The sequence below is a fragment of the Agrobacterium sp. GW821-FHT02D03 genome (assembly GCF_059421725.1).
Window position 1 is genome coordinate 75,661 of the sequence record NZ_JBWKVN010000003.1, and the last position, 16,174, is coordinate 91,834.

The window sequence follows — 16,174 nt, forward strand, 5'->3', positions numbered from 1 at the left end:
CCGATCAATGCCGCTATTCGAGCCCAAGCCTGTAGGTTTCGTTGGCTGTCGAAAAGAACAACGCCCGCTGGTCTTCCAGCGAAAAGGGCTCAGCGGCCTTGCGAAAAACCTCGTATATCTCGTCGAGCGATCCATGCAGCCCTGCGACCGGGAAATCACTGGCGAACATGGCTCTGTTCGCGCCGAAACACTCAATGCAGTGGTGGATCACTTTCGACAGGCTCTCGAATGTCCATTTGTTATCGTAGGCGACGAGGTCTGATATTTTCAGCCTGACGTTCTGCTGGCCGCCGAGCGCTCGCAGGCCATCGCGCCACAGCGCCATGCCATTCTTGCTTCTGTCCGCCGGGCTACCGCCGTGGTTTACGACGAACAGTGTTTCGGGAAAGTCTCGAACAAGAGAAAGAGCCTCCTCCATCTGCCAAGGATAAAGCATCAGGTCGAAGACGAGGCCGTGGCGGGAAAGGTGACGGAGGCCCTCCCGCCATACCGTATCACTCATTCGATTGGCGCGTGGGGCAAAGCTTTTTACCGGATCAGGATGCCAGCTCACGATGTCACGGACGCCGATAACATTCGGATTTTCCGCTTCGGCCGCAATCAGCCGGGAGGCGTCCGGACTATCGAGTGGAACCCGTGCGACATAGCGCCTGGCAACGCCCGTGCTACGATCGAGGCTGTCGAGCCAGCGGGTCTCATCGAGGGGGTGATCGTCCGACCAGCCGGCTTCGACATGTACGGACGCTACTATGTTCTGGTTCGCAACGTCTCTTCGGTATTCTTCCACACCGTAGTCGCGAAGGATCGGCGTAAGGCTGCCGAAGATCATCTCGCCACCGGTGCCACGCGCCTTTTTCAGCCAGGGATGGCGATTGAGTGATAGATCCCAGAGGTGATGATGCGGATCTATCACCGGTCCCTCATAACGTCGGTTCATCTGCGCGCTTCTCTGCCGGAAATGAGTAGGAGCGAGAGGATGAGGCCGCCGAACATGATGGAGCGCCACCCCGGTGAGGCATTGACGACCGTGATGAGCGCTGTCGTCGTCACGAGCAAAATGGCGCCGGGTATGGTCCCCGCATAGGTTCCGCGACCGCCGAGAATGGACGTCCCGCCGAGCACCACTGCGGCGATGGAGGTCAACAGATAGGGGTCGCCGATGCCGACATAACCCTGTCTGTTCATGCCGAGCACAAGCACGCCCGCGACGCCTGCAAACAGGCCAGAAAGCGAGTATAGCAGCAACGTATTGCGGGTCAGGCTAACGCCCGAAAGGCGCGCAGCAAGCGGATTCGCACCAATGGCGAGGAAGCGTGCACCGATCGGCATACGGTGGATAAGAAAGAGAACGACGACCGAGACGACTGCCCAGAGCAGAATGCCGGCCGGAATGCCGAGCGGTCTGGACTGGCCAAGCAGGATCACCGCCGGATTGCTGACCGTGACGGCGCTTCCGCCGGCGACGATGACGAGCAGGCCTTGAAGAAAGGTTGCCATGGCCAGCGTCATGATGATCGGCGGCACCCTGAGGAACGCTGCTCCCGCGCCATTGAGAAGGCCTATGCCCATCGCGATGGCGACAGCGAGAGCTATGCCGACAAGACCTGTCGGGTCCCATGCCGGGGAAATTAGCGGCAGCAGGATCGCAGTGACCGTTATGATCGCGCCGACGGAGAGATCGATCCCACCCATGAGGACGACAAGTGTTTGCCCCGCGGCGGCGATGCCGATGACGGAAGCTAGTTCCAGAAGGTAACGAAGGTGTCCGTAATTGCCGAAACCACGTAGGGTGAGGCTGGCAATGACCCAGACAGCCACCACCAGAATGAAGGTGAGTAGCGCTGGATTGCGAAAGATAGATCGAACGATGTTCATCGCTTTGCCCTCCAGGCGCGAATTAACTCGGGCACAGCGACTGCGCTGACAATGATCAGGCCCTGCGCCACATATTGCGCCACAGGCGGAAAACCGAGGAAGAACATGACGTTGATCATGACGGAAAGAAGCAGGCTGCCGCAGATCGCTCCACGCATAGTGCCCTTTCCACCAAGAAACCCGACGCCACCGAGTACCGCGGCCGCAATGGAGTTCAAGGTGAACGGCGTGCCGATGATCGGATCTCCTGAACCCGTCTGCGCGGCAACAAAAAGGCCTGCAAGACATGCCAGAAGACCGGAAAGCGCAAAGGCGACGATCTTGGTCCGCTCCACCGGTATGCCGCTTCTGAATGCGCCGACAGGATTGTCGCCTGCCGCATAAATGCCGAGTCCAAGCGGCGTTGCAAGAAACGCCTTCCACGTCAGCAGAATTAACCCCAGGAGAAAGAAGGCCGTTGGCGTATGGCCTGCAAGGGCATCCGCCAGCCAGTCCGGAATGAAGCCGCCGGGCCTCGGCAAGAGGATGAGGGCGACGCCGGTAACAATGAAGGAGCCCGCAAGGGTAACGATGATGGCGGGCAATCGCAGATGCGCGACGATGACGCCCGTTACCGCGCCAATGGCAAGTCCGGTCAGCGCAACTGCCGCCACGCCGGCTGCGACGCCGAGCGATCCGTCCATTGTCGTTGCCGCAATCACAGCTCCGAGGCTGACCAATGGACCGATTGCGAGCGAGATACCTCCAGTCAGCATCATCAGCGCTTGCGCCATGGCGACAAGAGCGAGCGGAAACCAGTTTTGCGTAAATTTCGCAAAACCCCCCATCGACAGGATGCCGGGGAACAGGATGGCATAGAGAACGACGAAGGCCGCAACCACTAGGTAGAGCCCGCCAAGGCCGCGGTTACGCCGGCCCTGAATGGCGCGGTACAGCCGATCCGAGGATGATATGACAGTCATGCGGCCGCTCCAGTCTGTTTCACGCCCATTGCCGCGCCGACAATGGCTTCTTCGCTGATGGTGTCGGCTTCGAGTTCGGCCGCGACCCGGCCCTCGCGCAACACCACCACACGGTCGCAAAGATGGACCAGCTCGGGCGTGTCTGAGCTGGCGATGATCACAAGCCGGCCCTCTGCCGCGAACTTTCGCAGCATCAGATAGATTTCACGTTTCGTCTCGATATCGACGCCGCGCGTCGGGTCATTGAGAAGAAGAATGGAAGGATTGAGCGGCAGCCATTTTGCAAGACCCACCTTCTGCTGATTGCCGCCTGAAAGAGCCTGGACGGGCCGCCCGACATCTCCCTTGATGGTCAATTGCCGCGCGAGATCGGCGATGAGCCCACTCTCTGCACGACGGTCACGCAGACCATGACGAGCGAGGCGGCCAAGCGAAGGAAGAATGATGTTCGATGCTATCGAATGGGGAAGGACCAGCCCCTCATGCTTCCTGTCTGCGGGCACATAGACAATACCGGCTGCATTGGCTGCTTCTACATGCCGAGGAAGCCCTTTCTTGTCGGATATCTCGACCTTCACTGCCCTCGCCGGGATTGCGCCATAGAGGCCGAGCAGCAAATCTTCCTGACCTTGTCCGACCAGGCCACCGATGCCGACAATCTCGCCGGTCCGTCCCAAGAAGGAGATGTCCTTGACCGCGCCGGCAGAAAAACCTTCGACCATGATGCGGGTTACCGTGGGCTTAGCGGCGGATCGTGGCGGAAAAAGATCGCCGGTTTCGCGCCCGACCATCAGGCGCACCAATCCTTCGCCATCTATGCCCGACAAAGACTGGTTCGCCGTCACCTTTCCGTCTTTAAGGACAGTGACATGCGAGCAGAGAGCTTGAACTTCGTTGAGGCGGTGGGAGATGTATAGCAAAGCTGTGCCCTGATCCCTGAGCGTCACCATAAGATCCGCGAGGATACCGGCCTCGTGTGCCGAGAGCGAGGAGGTCGGTTCATCCAGGATCAGCACGCGTGGCTTGCGATACAGCGCCTTGGCGATTTCCACCATCTGCCTGCGGCCGAGTGAAAGGTCGGCCACGGGCATGTCGAGAGGTTCCGTGAGCCCGACCATGGCGCAGACCTCACGGACACCACGAAACAGGGCGGCGTAGTCGATCAGGCCAAATCGGCGAGGAAAGGCTCCAAGGCCGATATTCTCGGCGATGGAAAGGTTCGAAGTCAGGCTCAACTCCTGCTGCACCACGGCGATACCAGCCGCTCTGGCCGAGGCGGGGCTATAGCGCCCCGCTGACTGACCATCGATGACGATCTCCCCACTATCGGGTTGAAGAGCACCGGACAGCAGATTGATCAGAGTGGACTTGCCCGCACCGTTCTCTCCGAGCAGGGCGTGAACCCTGCCCGCATAAAGGGCGATATCGACGCCCTTCAGAACCGGATTGCCGAAAAAGCCCCGAAACACCTGCCTGGCTTCGAGCAGGGGTTTTAGATCCGTCATGACGGCTTCCTTTGCTGCGGGTTACTGGGCGATCAGTTTGTCGAAGAGCGCCTTGTCGTAATCCGAGTATATGTATCCGTCGGCCGGGAATTTGTCAGCGCGATCGAGGTAACCCTTGACAGAGGTATCATCGATGACGGGTAGAGGAACCTTGATGAAGGCAGGTACATTCTTGCCCTCGAGAGCCTGGACCGCTGTGTAGACGGAAAGCGCACCGAGCCAGTTCGGCTGCATGGTTGCCCATGCCTTGAGGTCCTTTTCCTTCCAGAGTTCGAGGAACTGCCGGGCGTTTTCGCCGGTGATCGGCACTTGATCGCGTCCCTGGCGATCGAAGGCCATGACCGCACCTGCGGAAAGCGATCCGCCAAGCGAGAGCACGCCGTCGATCTCCGGATTGGCGAAAAGCAGGCTCGTCATCGCTTCCTGGGCGGGCGCCACATTGTATTCGGTATTCGTCTCGGTGAGGATATGGAGGCCCGGGTTTGCGTCCAGAACCGGCTGGGCCCCCTTGCGGCGATCATCGCTGACCGAGATGCCTGCGGGGCCGTTCATGACGATGATCTTACCCTTGCCGCCGAGCTTGTCGGAAAGCCAGGTGGCGGCCGCGCGACCCCATTCACCTGAATCGGTGTTGATCTTGGCAGTGACCTTGTCGGTGTTGACGAGGCTATCGAAGTTGACGACGGCGATACCCTTGTCGCACGCATCGGAGATGACGCGATCAAGCGCATTCGAGGAGCCCGCAATCACCACGATCGCGTCGACATTCGCATCGATCATCGACTGGATTTGCTGGATCTGTGTCTGGGCATTACCCTGCGCATCGGTAATCATCAGCTTCTTGACCAGGCCTGCTTTCTTAAGTTCCTCACCCTCTGCCGAGATCGTTCCCTCGGTCTGCTTCATCCATGTCGGAACGGAGTAGATGTTTGCCCAGCCGATCGTATAGGGCGCCTTACGATCGCCCTTGACGCAATTGGCTGCAGCAGAAGCGATACCCGTGGACAGAGCGAGGAAGCATCCTACAGCAACTGTTGCCTTGAGGGCTTTTTGCATATGCGCGGATGGAGAGATCTTGATTACGTTCATTTTAGTTCCCCTTTATTTGCGTCGGCGTTTACCGCAATAGGAATTATTCGCCGGGGCGACAATGTTCGCGATGACATCGTTACCATTGCCAATCGCCTTGTCAATGACATCGTTACCAAAATATTCTTTGCACGTTCTTGAGAGCTGATTACGCGTCGGAGCTGACATACCAAAAACGGATGATCGCGTTATTCAAGTCAATGTGAAAAGGAAGTATAAGCACTTCTGCATTGAGGTTGCGCGTTCAAGCAGAACGCATTCCATGAAGTTGCTATCACTCCGGTCCGAAAAGCGGTTGGATGGTGACTGATGGAAAAACCATCAAGCTAAATCCATTCACTGTTAAAAGTTTCAGTCCCTTAGAGAATTGAGATGATGGTTATCGATTCACATCCCTTCAAGGCGTGGGCCTTTGAGTGTGAGGAAATGCGCGTTGAGAAGCCACGGGCATCCTCTCAAACGCCTAGACGCCGAAGACGCTCAAAATGAGCGCGGTTGGAGCCTGTACCTTTATTAGAATTCTAATACTGATTGTAAACGGCCTGAATCAGTATGGGCGATTGCGTGTTCTAAAGCAGATCATAATTGCCAAAAGCCATGTTACTCTCGTCGAGTGGAAACTTTTGGCGCGCATACTGCCTACTTTTATCGTTCGCAGATGCATTTAATTTGATGGTCTAAGCGGACTTAGGAATCTAATACCTGTCTCAATCGAACCTTCAATCATCTCTGAAAATTGCGGGGCAAGTTCTCGCATCCTTGCAGCGTTCAGATGTGCATCAAGCGCTTCTTTGCTGGTCCAGCGTTCATAGATGATAAAGGTACCCACTTGTCCCTCAACTTCATGAGCTTCGTAGTCGACGCAGCCAGTATCATTTCTCGAGGCGGTTACAGCGCTTCGTATAAAGTTTCTCAAGTCTTCTTCGCGCCCCGGTTTCGCGCGACCCTCCCAGAGAACCACAGTGGTATTCGTGATATTTTCGCGGTTGAACATGATGTCCTCCTGTTGGTCTCGTATTACCTTAATGAGAGACACAGTATTAACGGAAATTCTGACTACGACTGTCCTGCCAGCAGATTGCAGTTATAGATCACCGATCACGATTCACTTCGTACGCTGAGTAAAAGCCAGACCGGTGACCGAGCAGAGAGGAGGTAAGTGCCTAGAGATTGCGCCTCAACTATTTTTAAGATGGAAGATGGGACTGTCGTTTTTAGACGAAAAGCTCTAAATCACTGTTCTAAAATAACAATATCGATTTTCTTTCAGCAGTTGTTTGGAAAACAACTCATAGTATGTTCCACGTCACAATTTTGTAAAACAGTATCGCGTGCGAACAGAGCGTCGTCAGGTCTGCAAAATGGTGCACCAGTTGAAATCGATTCACACTGGATATGGGTCATTCATTGAAGCTGATGTCGGATATTTTGCTTTGATGTGCAAAGTTGTCTCGGCCCTAGGTATAATCCCTGAGCGGCATGCTATAGATCGTGACGTGTGCTTCAATAAGACGCCTCATGTCCTCGACATCTTCAGCAGCGTAGCGGAGGCCTCGCATTCCGTAGGTGAGTGTCAATGCGTAGTCTTGGCGGCTGATAGGCAACCGCCATGGGTCCGCGCTCGCGCTGAGGATATCAACAATCAACATCTGGAATCGTGAGTAGACTAGACGCACGGCAGGGAAGCGAAGGTCAAAGAGATCCGCGGCGTCGGGAAATGCTTCCGCGAGTTCGACACCATGCGCTCCCCACACCAGACAGGCGTGTAACAGCTTCTGGTCTATGGGCTCAATCTCGGCCACGGCAGCTCTTATCCGGCCCAGCGAACGCTCATCCATTTGTTCGATAACCCTGCCGAATATTGCCTCCTTGTCTGGAAACAAAAGGTAGAGTGCGGGCCGGGAGATACCGGCGGCTATGGCGATGTCGCTCATTGTGGTGCGAGCGAAGCCATACCGAACGAATACGTCTTCTGCCCCTCGCAGAATGTCATCTGTCTTATCGATTCTGTTACGCATAACGTATCTTGACATCTCGACAAAAAATGTCAAAAACTGACAAAATTACAAATAATGTCAGAAAGTTTGAATTATGAATGAGCTTGAATTTTCGCCTGATGGCTTGGCTGAGGCTAGTCGCGTGATCGGAGATGAACCCGTTGTGATGATAAATCTGCTTTCTTTCAGGGCTCACCCTTCTTATCCCGATGACTTCCAAGACAAGAGGGCAACGGCCCGGGCCGCATATTATGAAGGCTACGCGGGTGCATTCCGCGACATCGCAGCCAGCTTGGATATACCCGTGGAACTTGTCTATGCCGGCAAGCAGCTCAAGACAGTGTTTCCACGAGAACAAGAGCAATGGGACGACATCGTAGCCGTTCGGTATAGAAGCTTTGCCGATCTGCGATCAATCGTAGACAGTCGAGATTACTCAATACGCGCAGAGCCTCATCGTCTGGCTGCTGTTTCAGACTGGCGGTTTATTGCCACTCGGCCTTGAAGACCTTGTCGACCTCAACACGCTAGCACGCGTATCCGGTTTGAACATTTAAGTATTTTTAGCGATCCGCCCGGTTTAGCGCCCTTTTGATCAACCAAAGTTTATTCGAGACCGCCGAAGCAGGCTTGCATTGATGCAAACGAGGAAATGAAATGTTTCCAGCCTAAGCAGCCCACACATGACGCCATTTTGGACGGTTGTCCTTCAAGGCGCTCCATGATCCTAAGTCAAGAAAGGATGAACATGCCTTATTCACAGACCGAGCAATCGAACTTGAACATCGTGAACAACGCTCTTGCGGGTTCGTCTCATGACTTTGCGAAATTTTTCGAGATTTTTGTAGACGACGTAGAGTGGACACTGGCAGGCCACGGTCCGATCGCAGGAACGTATCACAGCAAAGAAGAACTTTTCTCGAAAGCGGAAGAGGCACTTTTTGCGCGGTTTGCGTCACCGCTAACCATCACGGTCGTAGGAACGTGGGCAGATGGCGACAAGGTGTTTGCCCGCATCAAGAGTGCCACAACCGCTATTGATGGCGTTCCTTACCGCAACGAATACATGTACATCATGGACATGCGCGACGGCCGGGTTGTTTCTGGCATCGAATGGCTCGATTTCCACGCTTATTACGAAATCATAGACCGCGTCAAACTCTGAATAGCGAATAGCTGCGCTGCAAGTTGTGCGAAAGCTGGCTCTGTAGGGAACTCCGAAGTCGCCTGTGGCGTAATGACCTTGAAACGATCCGTACTGACCGGTTGATGACGCTGCGCCACCTATATCTTGTCTCAGCGTCTTCAGGGCTGCTCTCCGAGGTGATGCCGAACCCACTTCACCTCTTCCGATGCTGTTCGCCCGAAATGCCGTTTGAAGTCACGGCTGAACTGCGCCGGACTTACGTAACCGACCGATATAGCCACTTGCGCGATTGTCCCGCTTTGACGAGCGATCATCAGTCTTGCCTCATGAAGCCGCAATGCTTTCAAATATTGAATCGGGCTCGATCCGGTCAGCTTCTTGAAATGCATGTGATAGGAGGGAACGCTCATACCCACGTCTTTTGCCAGGTCCGCTACAGCGATGTCGGAACCGTAGTTCGCGCGTATCCACACAAGGCTCTGGACCAATTTTCCAGGCGTGCCTTTTCGCTGAAGGGCTGCAACGACTGCAGCGCCTTGCGGTCCAACCATGACCCGATAATGCAGTTCGCGCAGGATTGAGGCTCCAAGCACTGCGATATCAACCGCGCTGCCGAGTGCAATTAACAGGCGTAACAGGACATCCTCGATGTCATCGCCCATTCTGCTCGATGTGAGGCCATTGGGCAGTGTCGTTGCCGGACCTGCGTGTTTTTCAATCTGCATGGCGATTTCGGCCGCCATTTGCATATCGAACTCCAGATAGATCGCCAGCAAAGGCCGCTGCGGACTGGCAGTCGACGTCATCCGAAAGGGAACTGGCACCGATACGGCAAGATAGTGGTCCTCATCATAGAGGTAGATATCTCCTTCAAGGAGGCCTTGCTTGCTTCCCTGTAAGACGAATACGGCCCCTGGATTATAGAGCACCGGAATGTCGCGAAGCACAGTCTCGGTTCTCAGAATACGGACCGTAGGAAGAGATGTCGGGTTGTACCCGTGGCGAGGAGCAAGTTGTCCGGCCAATTCGACAAGCTGGTTCTTCATGGACGCTCTTCTGTCGTCATAAATAGGATTTGGCAACAACTTGATAGTTTCCAAGATCGTTCTTCCAAGGTTCTCATATTATCTGTCACGTCCACAAGCAATCAAGGAGTTTCAAACAATGATAGCCAGGACATTCTTCATCACTGGAGCAAATTCAGGCTTCGGATTGGCGATCGCTACCGCCGCAGTCCAGGCCGGTCACGAAGTCATTGGGACAGTCCGCTCCCAAAGCTCTCGTGAAGCGATGGCAAAGTCCCTTCCGGCACTGCACACGGTCATTTGCGACGTGACCGAATTCGATCGTATTCCAGAGGTCGTCAGGCAAGCCGAGGACAAGTACGGACCCGTCGACGTGCTGATAAACAATGCCGGTTACGGTCACGAGGGTGTCCTCGAAGAGTCGCCGATCGATGAGATGCGACGTCAGTTTGACGTCAATGTTTTTGGGGCGGTTGCGGTGGCCAAAGCGTTTCTTCCCAGGTTCCGGGAGCGCCGCCGTGGCTTTATCGTCAACGTCACATCGATGGGCGGCATGGTCACCATGCCGGGCATCGCGTATTACTGCGGCAGCAAATTCGCACTCCAAGGTATTTCCGAAGTCATGCGCTCTGAAATGGCACCTTTTGGTGTTCACGTTACGACACTTTGCCCCGGTTCCTTCCGAACGGACTGGGCAGGGCGCTCGATGATACGAACGGAGAGGTCGATTGCAGATTACGACAGTCTATTTGATCCGATCCGCGAGGCCAGACAGGCCGTGAGTGGTAACCAACTTGGTGATCCTGAAAAGCTGGCCGCCGCCCTACTCACCCTCATCGAAGCCGACAGCCCTCCGCCGCAACTTCTTCTGGGAAGCGATGCTCTCAAGCACGTAACGGCGCGGATCGACCGGTTGCAGCAGGAAATTGAGGACTGGAAAGCTCTCACTGTTTCGACTGACGGGTGATGAATCGGAATAAGCCACGCCGCGATCGTCGCACGGCGTCGGATATTGAACAGTGGTGCGGATGTGCCCGCTGGCCCTTACGGTACCCAAGAGACATCGTTTTTGACGACTTTCGCGGGGTTGCCTGCAACGACGGAACCCGCCGGAACATCTTTCACCACGACCGCTCCGGCAGCTATCACAGCGCCGTCGCCGATGGTGACCCCTTTGAGGATCATGGAGCGCATCCCGATCCAGACGTGATTTCCGATTGTAATGGGTGCGGCGTTAGGGCGTCCAACGATTGTGTGGCCATCCCAATCGCGGATTATAACCTGATCGGCGATGAAGACCTGCTCGCCAATCGTTATTTCATGGCCGCAGGATATCCAGCTGCTACGATTAGCAAAACCACTTCCCAGTGTAAGCTTCGCCCCGCTTTGAATGCCGATCGTGCAGCCGCTATAGACATCAAAGCGACCATTGAGATGGAGCTGTCCGTCGGGTTTTATAATGAGCTGCGTAGGCTCGGCCGGAAGACCTTTCCAAGCTTGACCAAGGCATATCTCGCCAGCGCCTGTTACTTGTCCTTCAACATGGGCTGTACCCCGATTGACCAGTCTGATTGACTTGTTTGCGCCGCGCCTTGTGATGATGCGAAATAGATTTGCCATGTGAAATCCGAACTCTGGGAGAGACGCACATTTCGGGGAACGCAGCGAGGGATAAAAGGGGAAATCCCATCTGCCGTTATCCGTTCGAGTGCTTGTTTAGCACAAAGCGAAGGAATGCAGTTATGGTTTAAAGCCTAAAGCTTATGTCAGATTGCGCTCCTATCATTTTGTATCGCCTGCGACACCGCGACTGCGGGATGTAGCTGTGGTAGATTGCGGTTAGCTGCGGCAGACTGAGCCATCATTGCGCTATGAACCCGATAACAGATATCGCCTCGTATGCTGCTGCCATGATCAAGGCGGGAATAATGATGATGTAAATCTTGGCGGTTGCCACTAAGCCCGCTTTGTAACCCTGAATACGACTTCGCAGTCCATAGAGACCGGGTCTGAGAAACATTCTGCTATGGATCCAGGCCGCCAAAGCCGCGAGTGCGTACGCAAATCCTTCCAGAAAAAGCGTGATGTAATGAATGAAGATTGATTGATCATTCGCACCGACAGGCGTGAAGAGAATTCCCCAAAGCAGAAAGCGAAGGCCCGTGACCACGGCACCGAGATAGGGCACGACAAAGGTCGGTAAAGTCGTCTGTAAGAAGCCGGCCCACATCAGATTGACGAGGAATGTCACAGCCATGGCATACGGAATATTCCCTTCGGAATATGCCGACGATATGAGCCAACCGAGACTGCCGGATTCGCCGCCATTTCGAAGTGCTCCGAGCCCACCTGGTCGGAGTTCCGGTATGACGAGCGTCGAAGCGATGCCAGCTATGAAAAGTGCCACAAAGCTCGCTGCCAGCACGAAAGCGGTTTCCCGATGGTATTTTAGAATTTCAAACAGTGTGGGTGTTTTCCGCAAAATGCACTCTTTCATCCGTCGTTTCATGAAGTCGCCCACGGCATCTGATGGAGTCGCGGCGTGCCCTTTGTACAAAATGTAAAACGAGTTTCTTCTAGCCATGGCATGCTGTCATGCCATGGCTATATTCCCTACGGCGATATCAATGCTAATGAAGCGCGGGCAGCAGGCTTGCCAGCCGGATTGGAAATTTGTGAACTCTGGCGCCACAGGCGTTATAAATAGCGTTGGCAAGGGCAGCGGATGAGCCGCAATTCCCCAGTTCTCCTACGCCTTTAACGCCCACCGGATTTGCGTCCAGGTCCGGTCTGTCGATCAGGATGACATCAATGTCGGGAATATCCGCGTGGACCGGCACCAGATATTCCGCCAAATCTCCATTCACGATGTTTCCGTAACGTGCATCAATTTCGGCAGCTTCACGAATGGCTGCCGAAACGCCCCATATCATCCCTCCCAAAAGCTGAGATTTGGCTGTTTTAGGATTAAGAATACGGCCAGCGGAGAACACACCGAGCATACGTCGAATCCGGACTTCGCCTGTTAAAGAATGAACGCCGACCTCGATAAAGTGGGCACCGTATGTGTGACGCGACTTTGCTTCCCAGTCTTCGGTGTTGGCAGAAGATGCAATTGTGCCTGTTGCCATCAGTCCTGAAGGATTTGCCTTCAAAACATCTGCTATAAAATTCGGGCTTGGTGAAACCCCTGCGCGCTCCAGAAGGGAGAGACATGCACGATGCAGGGCTGTCGCCGTGTTTGGTGCACCCCATGATCCTCCCGAACCTCCGCCGGGTGGCAGGCTCGAATGTGCCAAGGTAACGTCAATGTCCTCAACCTGCTGCCCAAGAAGTTCGGCAGCGATCTGGGCAAGAATCGTGTAGCTGCCCGTGCCGATGTCGGTCAGGTCTGACCTGACCTCTATCCTGCCGTTTGGCCTTATGGCGACCTCGACTTCTGCTGACCCCTGAAAGTGAAAGCGAATGGCCGAAGCGACGCCCATTCCAATCAGCCACTGGCCATCACGCCGCTCACCCGGTTTCGCGCCACGCTCCGACCAACCGAACCGTTCCGCGCCGGTACGGAGACATTCGCCAAGGTCGCGCCCGGTCAGTGGGACGCCCGTCTCCGGATCGGATGTCGTATCGTTCAGAACGCGCAATTCGACCGGATCGATCGACAGTTTTTCGGCAAGCTCGTCCATCGCTATTTCAACAGCGAGCAAACCTGTCATTTCGCCGGGCGCGCGAACAGCCTCGCCGTTCGGCAGGTCGAGATGAAACGATTGATGACGTGTCAAGCGATGAGGCGCAGCATAGAGAGATCGTGTCACGGTGGCGGTCTGCTCGACAAACGGATCGTTACGATTGGAGTAAATCAGGGCCTCATGGCCTATTGCCGCGAGGCGACCATCGGCGCTCGCACCCAGCCGAACCCGTTGCTGTTGCCATGGGCGAAGACCTGTGAGGCCGAACATCTGTTGCCGGGTCAACGAAACCTTCACCGGGTGTCCTGACATTTTGGCGGCAACGGCAGCACCCATCAGGTCAGCGTGTACGGCAAGTTTCGAACCAAACCCACCCCCGACGAACGGCGCGGAGATGACCAGCCGCTCTTTCGACAATCCGAAAGCAGCCTCCAGGGATGTCTGAATATTGGTTATCGTCTGATGACTGGTGACGAGATTGAGAGTCTCGCCGTCCCACCACGCCAGCGTCGCATGCGGCTCCATGGGTTGCGACAGTTGCATCGCGGTTTCAAAGCTCGCATCGACCTGTACAGTGGACCCTGCGAAGCCGGTGTCGAAATCACCAACTCTGGTCGTGCCGACAAAGCCGGCCGCAGCCATTTCCTCATCGACAATTTCGCTCTCTGGAGAGTAGGCGAAATTCCCTTGGCCAGGCTTATACAAGGGCTTTACGGCGCGGGCCGCATCTCTCGCCTGTTCGAAGGTGTCTGCAACCACCAGAGCGACGGGTTCACCATAATGGTTTATCGTGGTGCTCGAAAGGATGGGCCGTGCCCGGGTCGTAAAATTGGCGTTTGATGTATCCAGCTTACCCTGTGGTATACAGTTTTTATAGGTGATGATCCGGCGAACCCCTTCCATCTTTTCAGCCGCCGTCACGTCAATGTCCAGGATTTCGCCTTGTCCTATGCTGGAAGTCGCAAAGACGCCAACCAAAGCCTTTAGGGCCGGGGCGTGCTCATAAGCGTAAGTTGCAGCGCCTGTTACCTTTTTTACGCCGTCCAATCGGCTGACGGGTTTGCCGACGATGCGCGTGTCCGTGCTATCAGTATCGAGACGGATCATTATTTCTGCTCCTGTGCATCAATCAAGGCGGAGTGCAGAGCACGCTGCGCCAGCTCAATCTTGTATCTGTTATGCTCCGTTGGATTTGCCCCTTCGAGAGCCGCGGACGCGGCGTCCCGGGCGACATCTTCAGGGCGGCCGAACCCTTGGTTTTCGGCGGCTTCTACACGCCATGGCTTTGCAGCCAGGCCGCCGAATGCCAGGCGTTCGATGGCAACTTCTTTGCCGTTGATCTGCGCGATCAGTGCGACGGATACGGTCGCAAATGCGTAACTGGCTCGCTCGCGTACCTTGCGATAGACGTGTTTGCCGCCGATGGGGGCGGGAAGCTCGACTTTGGTTATGATCTCCCTGGCCTTCAGATTTGTCTCAATATGTGGTGTCTCATCGGGCAGTCTGTGAAACTCGCTGATCGCAATTTTGCGTTCGCCGTCTGGTCCCGTCACGACGACTGACGCATCCAGCGCGCGCAAGGCAACGGCCATGTCCGAGGGGTGCGTTGCGATGCATGATGCACTCGTGCCGAGAATGGCAAGGTTGGCTGACAGTCCGTTGATCGCATCACATCCTGAGCCGGGTTCTCTCTTGTTGCAGGCCATGGTCGTGCCGTAGAAATAGGGACAGCGTGTACGCTGCATCAAATTACCTGCTGTCGTCGCTCGATTGCGCAGTTGGCCCGAGGCCCCTGAAACCAGTGCCCGCGTCAGGACACCGTAATCACTCCGTACAGCGGGATGAGAGGCAAGGTCGGCATTACGGACTGTCGCACCGATCCAGAGTCCACCAGCCTCGGTGACCTCAATTCCGTCCAGACCAAGGTGATTGACGTCAATGAGGTGGGGTGGCGTTTCGATCTGAAGCTTCATGAGGTCTAGCAAATTTGTGCCGCCAGCCAGCAATTTTGCGTCTGGATTTGTGCCTAGAAGAGACATGGCATCATCGATTGAACGGGCACGGTGATAGATGAAGTCCCTCATGCGCGTGTTCCTTTTGCATCGAGAATTGCCGCAATGATGTTGGGGTAAGCCGCGCAACGACAGATATTGCCGCTCATCCGCTCACGGATTTCCATCGCGCTTCCATCGGGTGCGGCATTCAGATCCGCCGTGACCGCGCTGGGGAAACCGGCAGCCAGTTCGTTGAGCACTCCAACGGCTGACAATATCTGGCCGGGCGTACAGTAGCCGCACTGGAAGCCATCATGCTCGATGAATGCGCTCTGCATTGGATGCAGACTGTCTGCCGATGCCAGGCCTTCAATCGTGACTATCTCACTGCCGTCGTGCATAGCTGCCAGGCTCAGGCACGAATTGATGCGCCGACCATCCACAATCGCTGTGCAGGCGCCACACTGGCCATGATCGCAACCCTTCTTCGTCCCGGTCAATGCGAGGTGCTCTCGAAGCATATCGAGAAGCGTTGTACGAGGATCAAGCTGGAGATCATGCTTCTGACCGTTGACAGTCAGGCTCACCAAATTCCGGGTTTTTGATGCCGGTTGTGCAGCGTCCGACTCCAAGGGGGTGACAAACGTCATCCATGTTGCCGCCACGCCTGTCCCGACAACTTGATGAAATTGCCGACGAGTAAGGCCGGGTGCCTGGTCCTCAGTATCTGTCACATGTATCTCCCTTCATGATTGCATCCGGCGATCTAAGCCGGCCAACTAAAATGTTGCATATGCATCAAGCACAACTTTTGGTTAGTGCTTGCAATGTTCACCTTCCCGCAATCAACGGTAGTCACAACCCCGAGCCGATCGATAAAATGATTGTCCG

16 protein-coding genes are annotated in these 16,174 nt (G+C 55.2%); 3 read left to right on the forward strand and 13 right to left on the reverse strand.

Annotation, left to right across the window (positions count from 1 at the left end):
• Positions 1-13: 13 nt before the first annotated feature.
• From AC07U5_RS22005 to AC07U5_RS22035, 7 genes are all read right to left on the reverse strand, one after another.
• On the reverse strand, positions 14-937 hold the full coding sequence (locus tag AC07U5_RS22005) for an amidohydrolase family protein (RefSeq protein ID WP_113260210.1): 924 nt from the start codon (positions 935-937) through the stop codon (positions 14-16).
• On the reverse strand, positions 934-1,875 hold the full coding sequence (locus AC07U5_RS22010; protein ID WP_113260209.1) for an ABC transporter permease: 942 nt from the start codon (positions 1,873-1,875) through the stop codon (positions 934-936). The genes AC07U5_RS22005 and AC07U5_RS22010 overlap by 4 nt, the downstream gene beginning before the upstream one ends.
• Positions 1,872-2,837, reverse strand: a complete 966-nt coding sequence (locus AC07U5_RS22015; protein ID WP_113260208.1) for an ABC transporter permease — start codon at positions 2,835-2,837, stop codon at positions 1,872-1,874. The genes AC07U5_RS22010 and AC07U5_RS22015 overlap by 4 nt, the downstream gene beginning before the upstream one ends.
• A complete protein-coding gene (locus AC07U5_RS22020; protein WP_113260207.1) occupies positions 2,834-4,342 on the reverse strand; it encodes a sugar ABC transporter ATP-binding protein in 1,509 nt (502 codons plus the stop codon). Before AC07U5_RS22020 ends, AC07U5_RS22015 begins: the two co-directional genes overlap by 4 nt.
• Before the next feature lie 21 nt (positions 4,343-4,363).
• Entirely contained in the window at positions 4,364-5,398 is a 1,035-nt protein-coding gene (locus AC07U5_RS22025) for an ABC transporter substrate-binding protein (RefSeq protein ID WP_376786334.1), read from the reverse strand.
• Positions 5,399-6,095: 697 nt separating this feature from the next.
• Complete coding sequence (locus tag AC07U5_RS22030; RefSeq protein ID WP_062590867.1) at positions 6,096-6,425, reverse strand: putative quinol monooxygenase; 330 nt, start codon at positions 6,423-6,425, stop codon at positions 6,096-6,098.
• Positions 6,426-6,888: 463 nt separating this feature from the next.
• The gene (locus tag AC07U5_RS22035; RefSeq protein ID WP_062590723.1) at positions 6,889-7,449 is read right to left on the reverse strand and encodes a TetR/AcrR family transcriptional regulator; all 561 of its coding nucleotides are present in this window, start codon (positions 7,447-7,449) and stop codon (positions 6,889-6,891) included.
• 73 nt (positions 7,450-7,522) lie between these two features.
• Here AC07U5_RS22035 and AC07U5_RS22040 point away from each other — a divergent pair, with 73 nt between their 5' ends.
• Positions 7,523-7,933, forward strand: coding sequence for a hypothetical protein (locus AC07U5_RS22040; protein WP_062590721.1), 411 nt, complete (start codon positions 7,523-7,525; stop codon positions 7,931-7,933).
• A 243-nt stretch (positions 7,934-8,176) separates the two neighbouring features.
• Positions 8,177-8,593, forward strand: coding sequence for a nuclear transport factor 2 family protein (locus tag AC07U5_RS22045; RefSeq protein WP_162238107.1), 417 nt, complete (start codon positions 8,177-8,179; stop codon positions 8,591-8,593).
• A gap of 140 nt (positions 8,594-8,733) precedes the next feature.
• Here AC07U5_RS22045 and AC07U5_RS22050 read toward each other — a convergent pair whose 3' ends face one another.
• The gene (locus tag AC07U5_RS22050) at positions 8,734-9,660 is read right to left on the reverse strand and encodes an AraC family transcriptional regulator (protein WP_113170330.1); all 927 of its coding nucleotides are present in this window, start codon (positions 9,658-9,660) and stop codon (positions 8,734-8,736) included.
• A gap of 79 nt (positions 9,661-9,739) precedes the next feature.
• Between AC07U5_RS22050 and AC07U5_RS22055 the strand changes: the two genes are divergently transcribed.
• Positions 9,740-10,567 (forward strand): oxidoreductase, encoded by an 828-nt coding sequence (locus tag AC07U5_RS22055; protein ID WP_113260205.1) that lies wholly within the window; start codon positions 9,740-9,742, stop codon positions 10,565-10,567.
• Positions 10,568-10,644: 77 nt separating this feature from the next.
• Here AC07U5_RS22055 and AC07U5_RS22060 read toward each other — a convergent pair whose 3' ends face one another.
• The 5 genes from AC07U5_RS22060 to AC07U5_RS22080 all read right to left on the reverse strand — a co-directional run bounded on the left by AC07U5_RS22060 (position 10,645) and on the right by AC07U5_RS22080 (position 16,017).
• Positions 10,645-11,220 (reverse strand): acyltransferase, encoded by a 576-nt coding sequence (locus AC07U5_RS22060; RefSeq protein WP_082469835.1) that lies wholly within the window; start codon positions 11,218-11,220, stop codon positions 10,645-10,647.
• 241 nt (positions 11,221-11,461) lie between these two features.
• Positions 11,462-12,184, reverse strand: coding sequence for a hypothetical protein (locus tag AC07U5_RS22065; protein ID WP_113260204.1), 723 nt, complete (start codon positions 12,182-12,184; stop codon positions 11,462-11,464).
• Positions 12,185-12,230: 46 nt separating this feature from the next.
• Entirely contained in the window at positions 12,231-14,396 is a 2,166-nt protein-coding gene (locus AC07U5_RS22070) for a xanthine dehydrogenase family protein molybdopterin-binding subunit (protein ID WP_312930928.1), read from the reverse strand.
• Positions 14,396-15,373 carry an FAD binding domain-containing protein gene (locus tag AC07U5_RS22075; RefSeq protein WP_113260203.1) on the reverse strand — a complete coding sequence of 326 codons (978 nt, stop codon included), beginning with the start codon at positions 15,371-15,373 and terminating at the stop codon, positions 14,396-14,398. The genes AC07U5_RS22070 and AC07U5_RS22075 overlap by 1 nt, the downstream gene beginning before the upstream one ends.
• Complete coding sequence (locus tag AC07U5_RS22080) at positions 15,370-16,017, reverse strand: 2Fe-2S iron-sulfur cluster-binding protein (RefSeq protein WP_376782026.1); 648 nt, start codon at positions 16,015-16,017, stop codon at positions 15,370-15,372. The genes AC07U5_RS22075 and AC07U5_RS22080 overlap by 4 nt, the downstream gene beginning before the upstream one ends.
• Between the last annotated feature and the right edge of the window lie 157 nt (positions 16,018-16,174).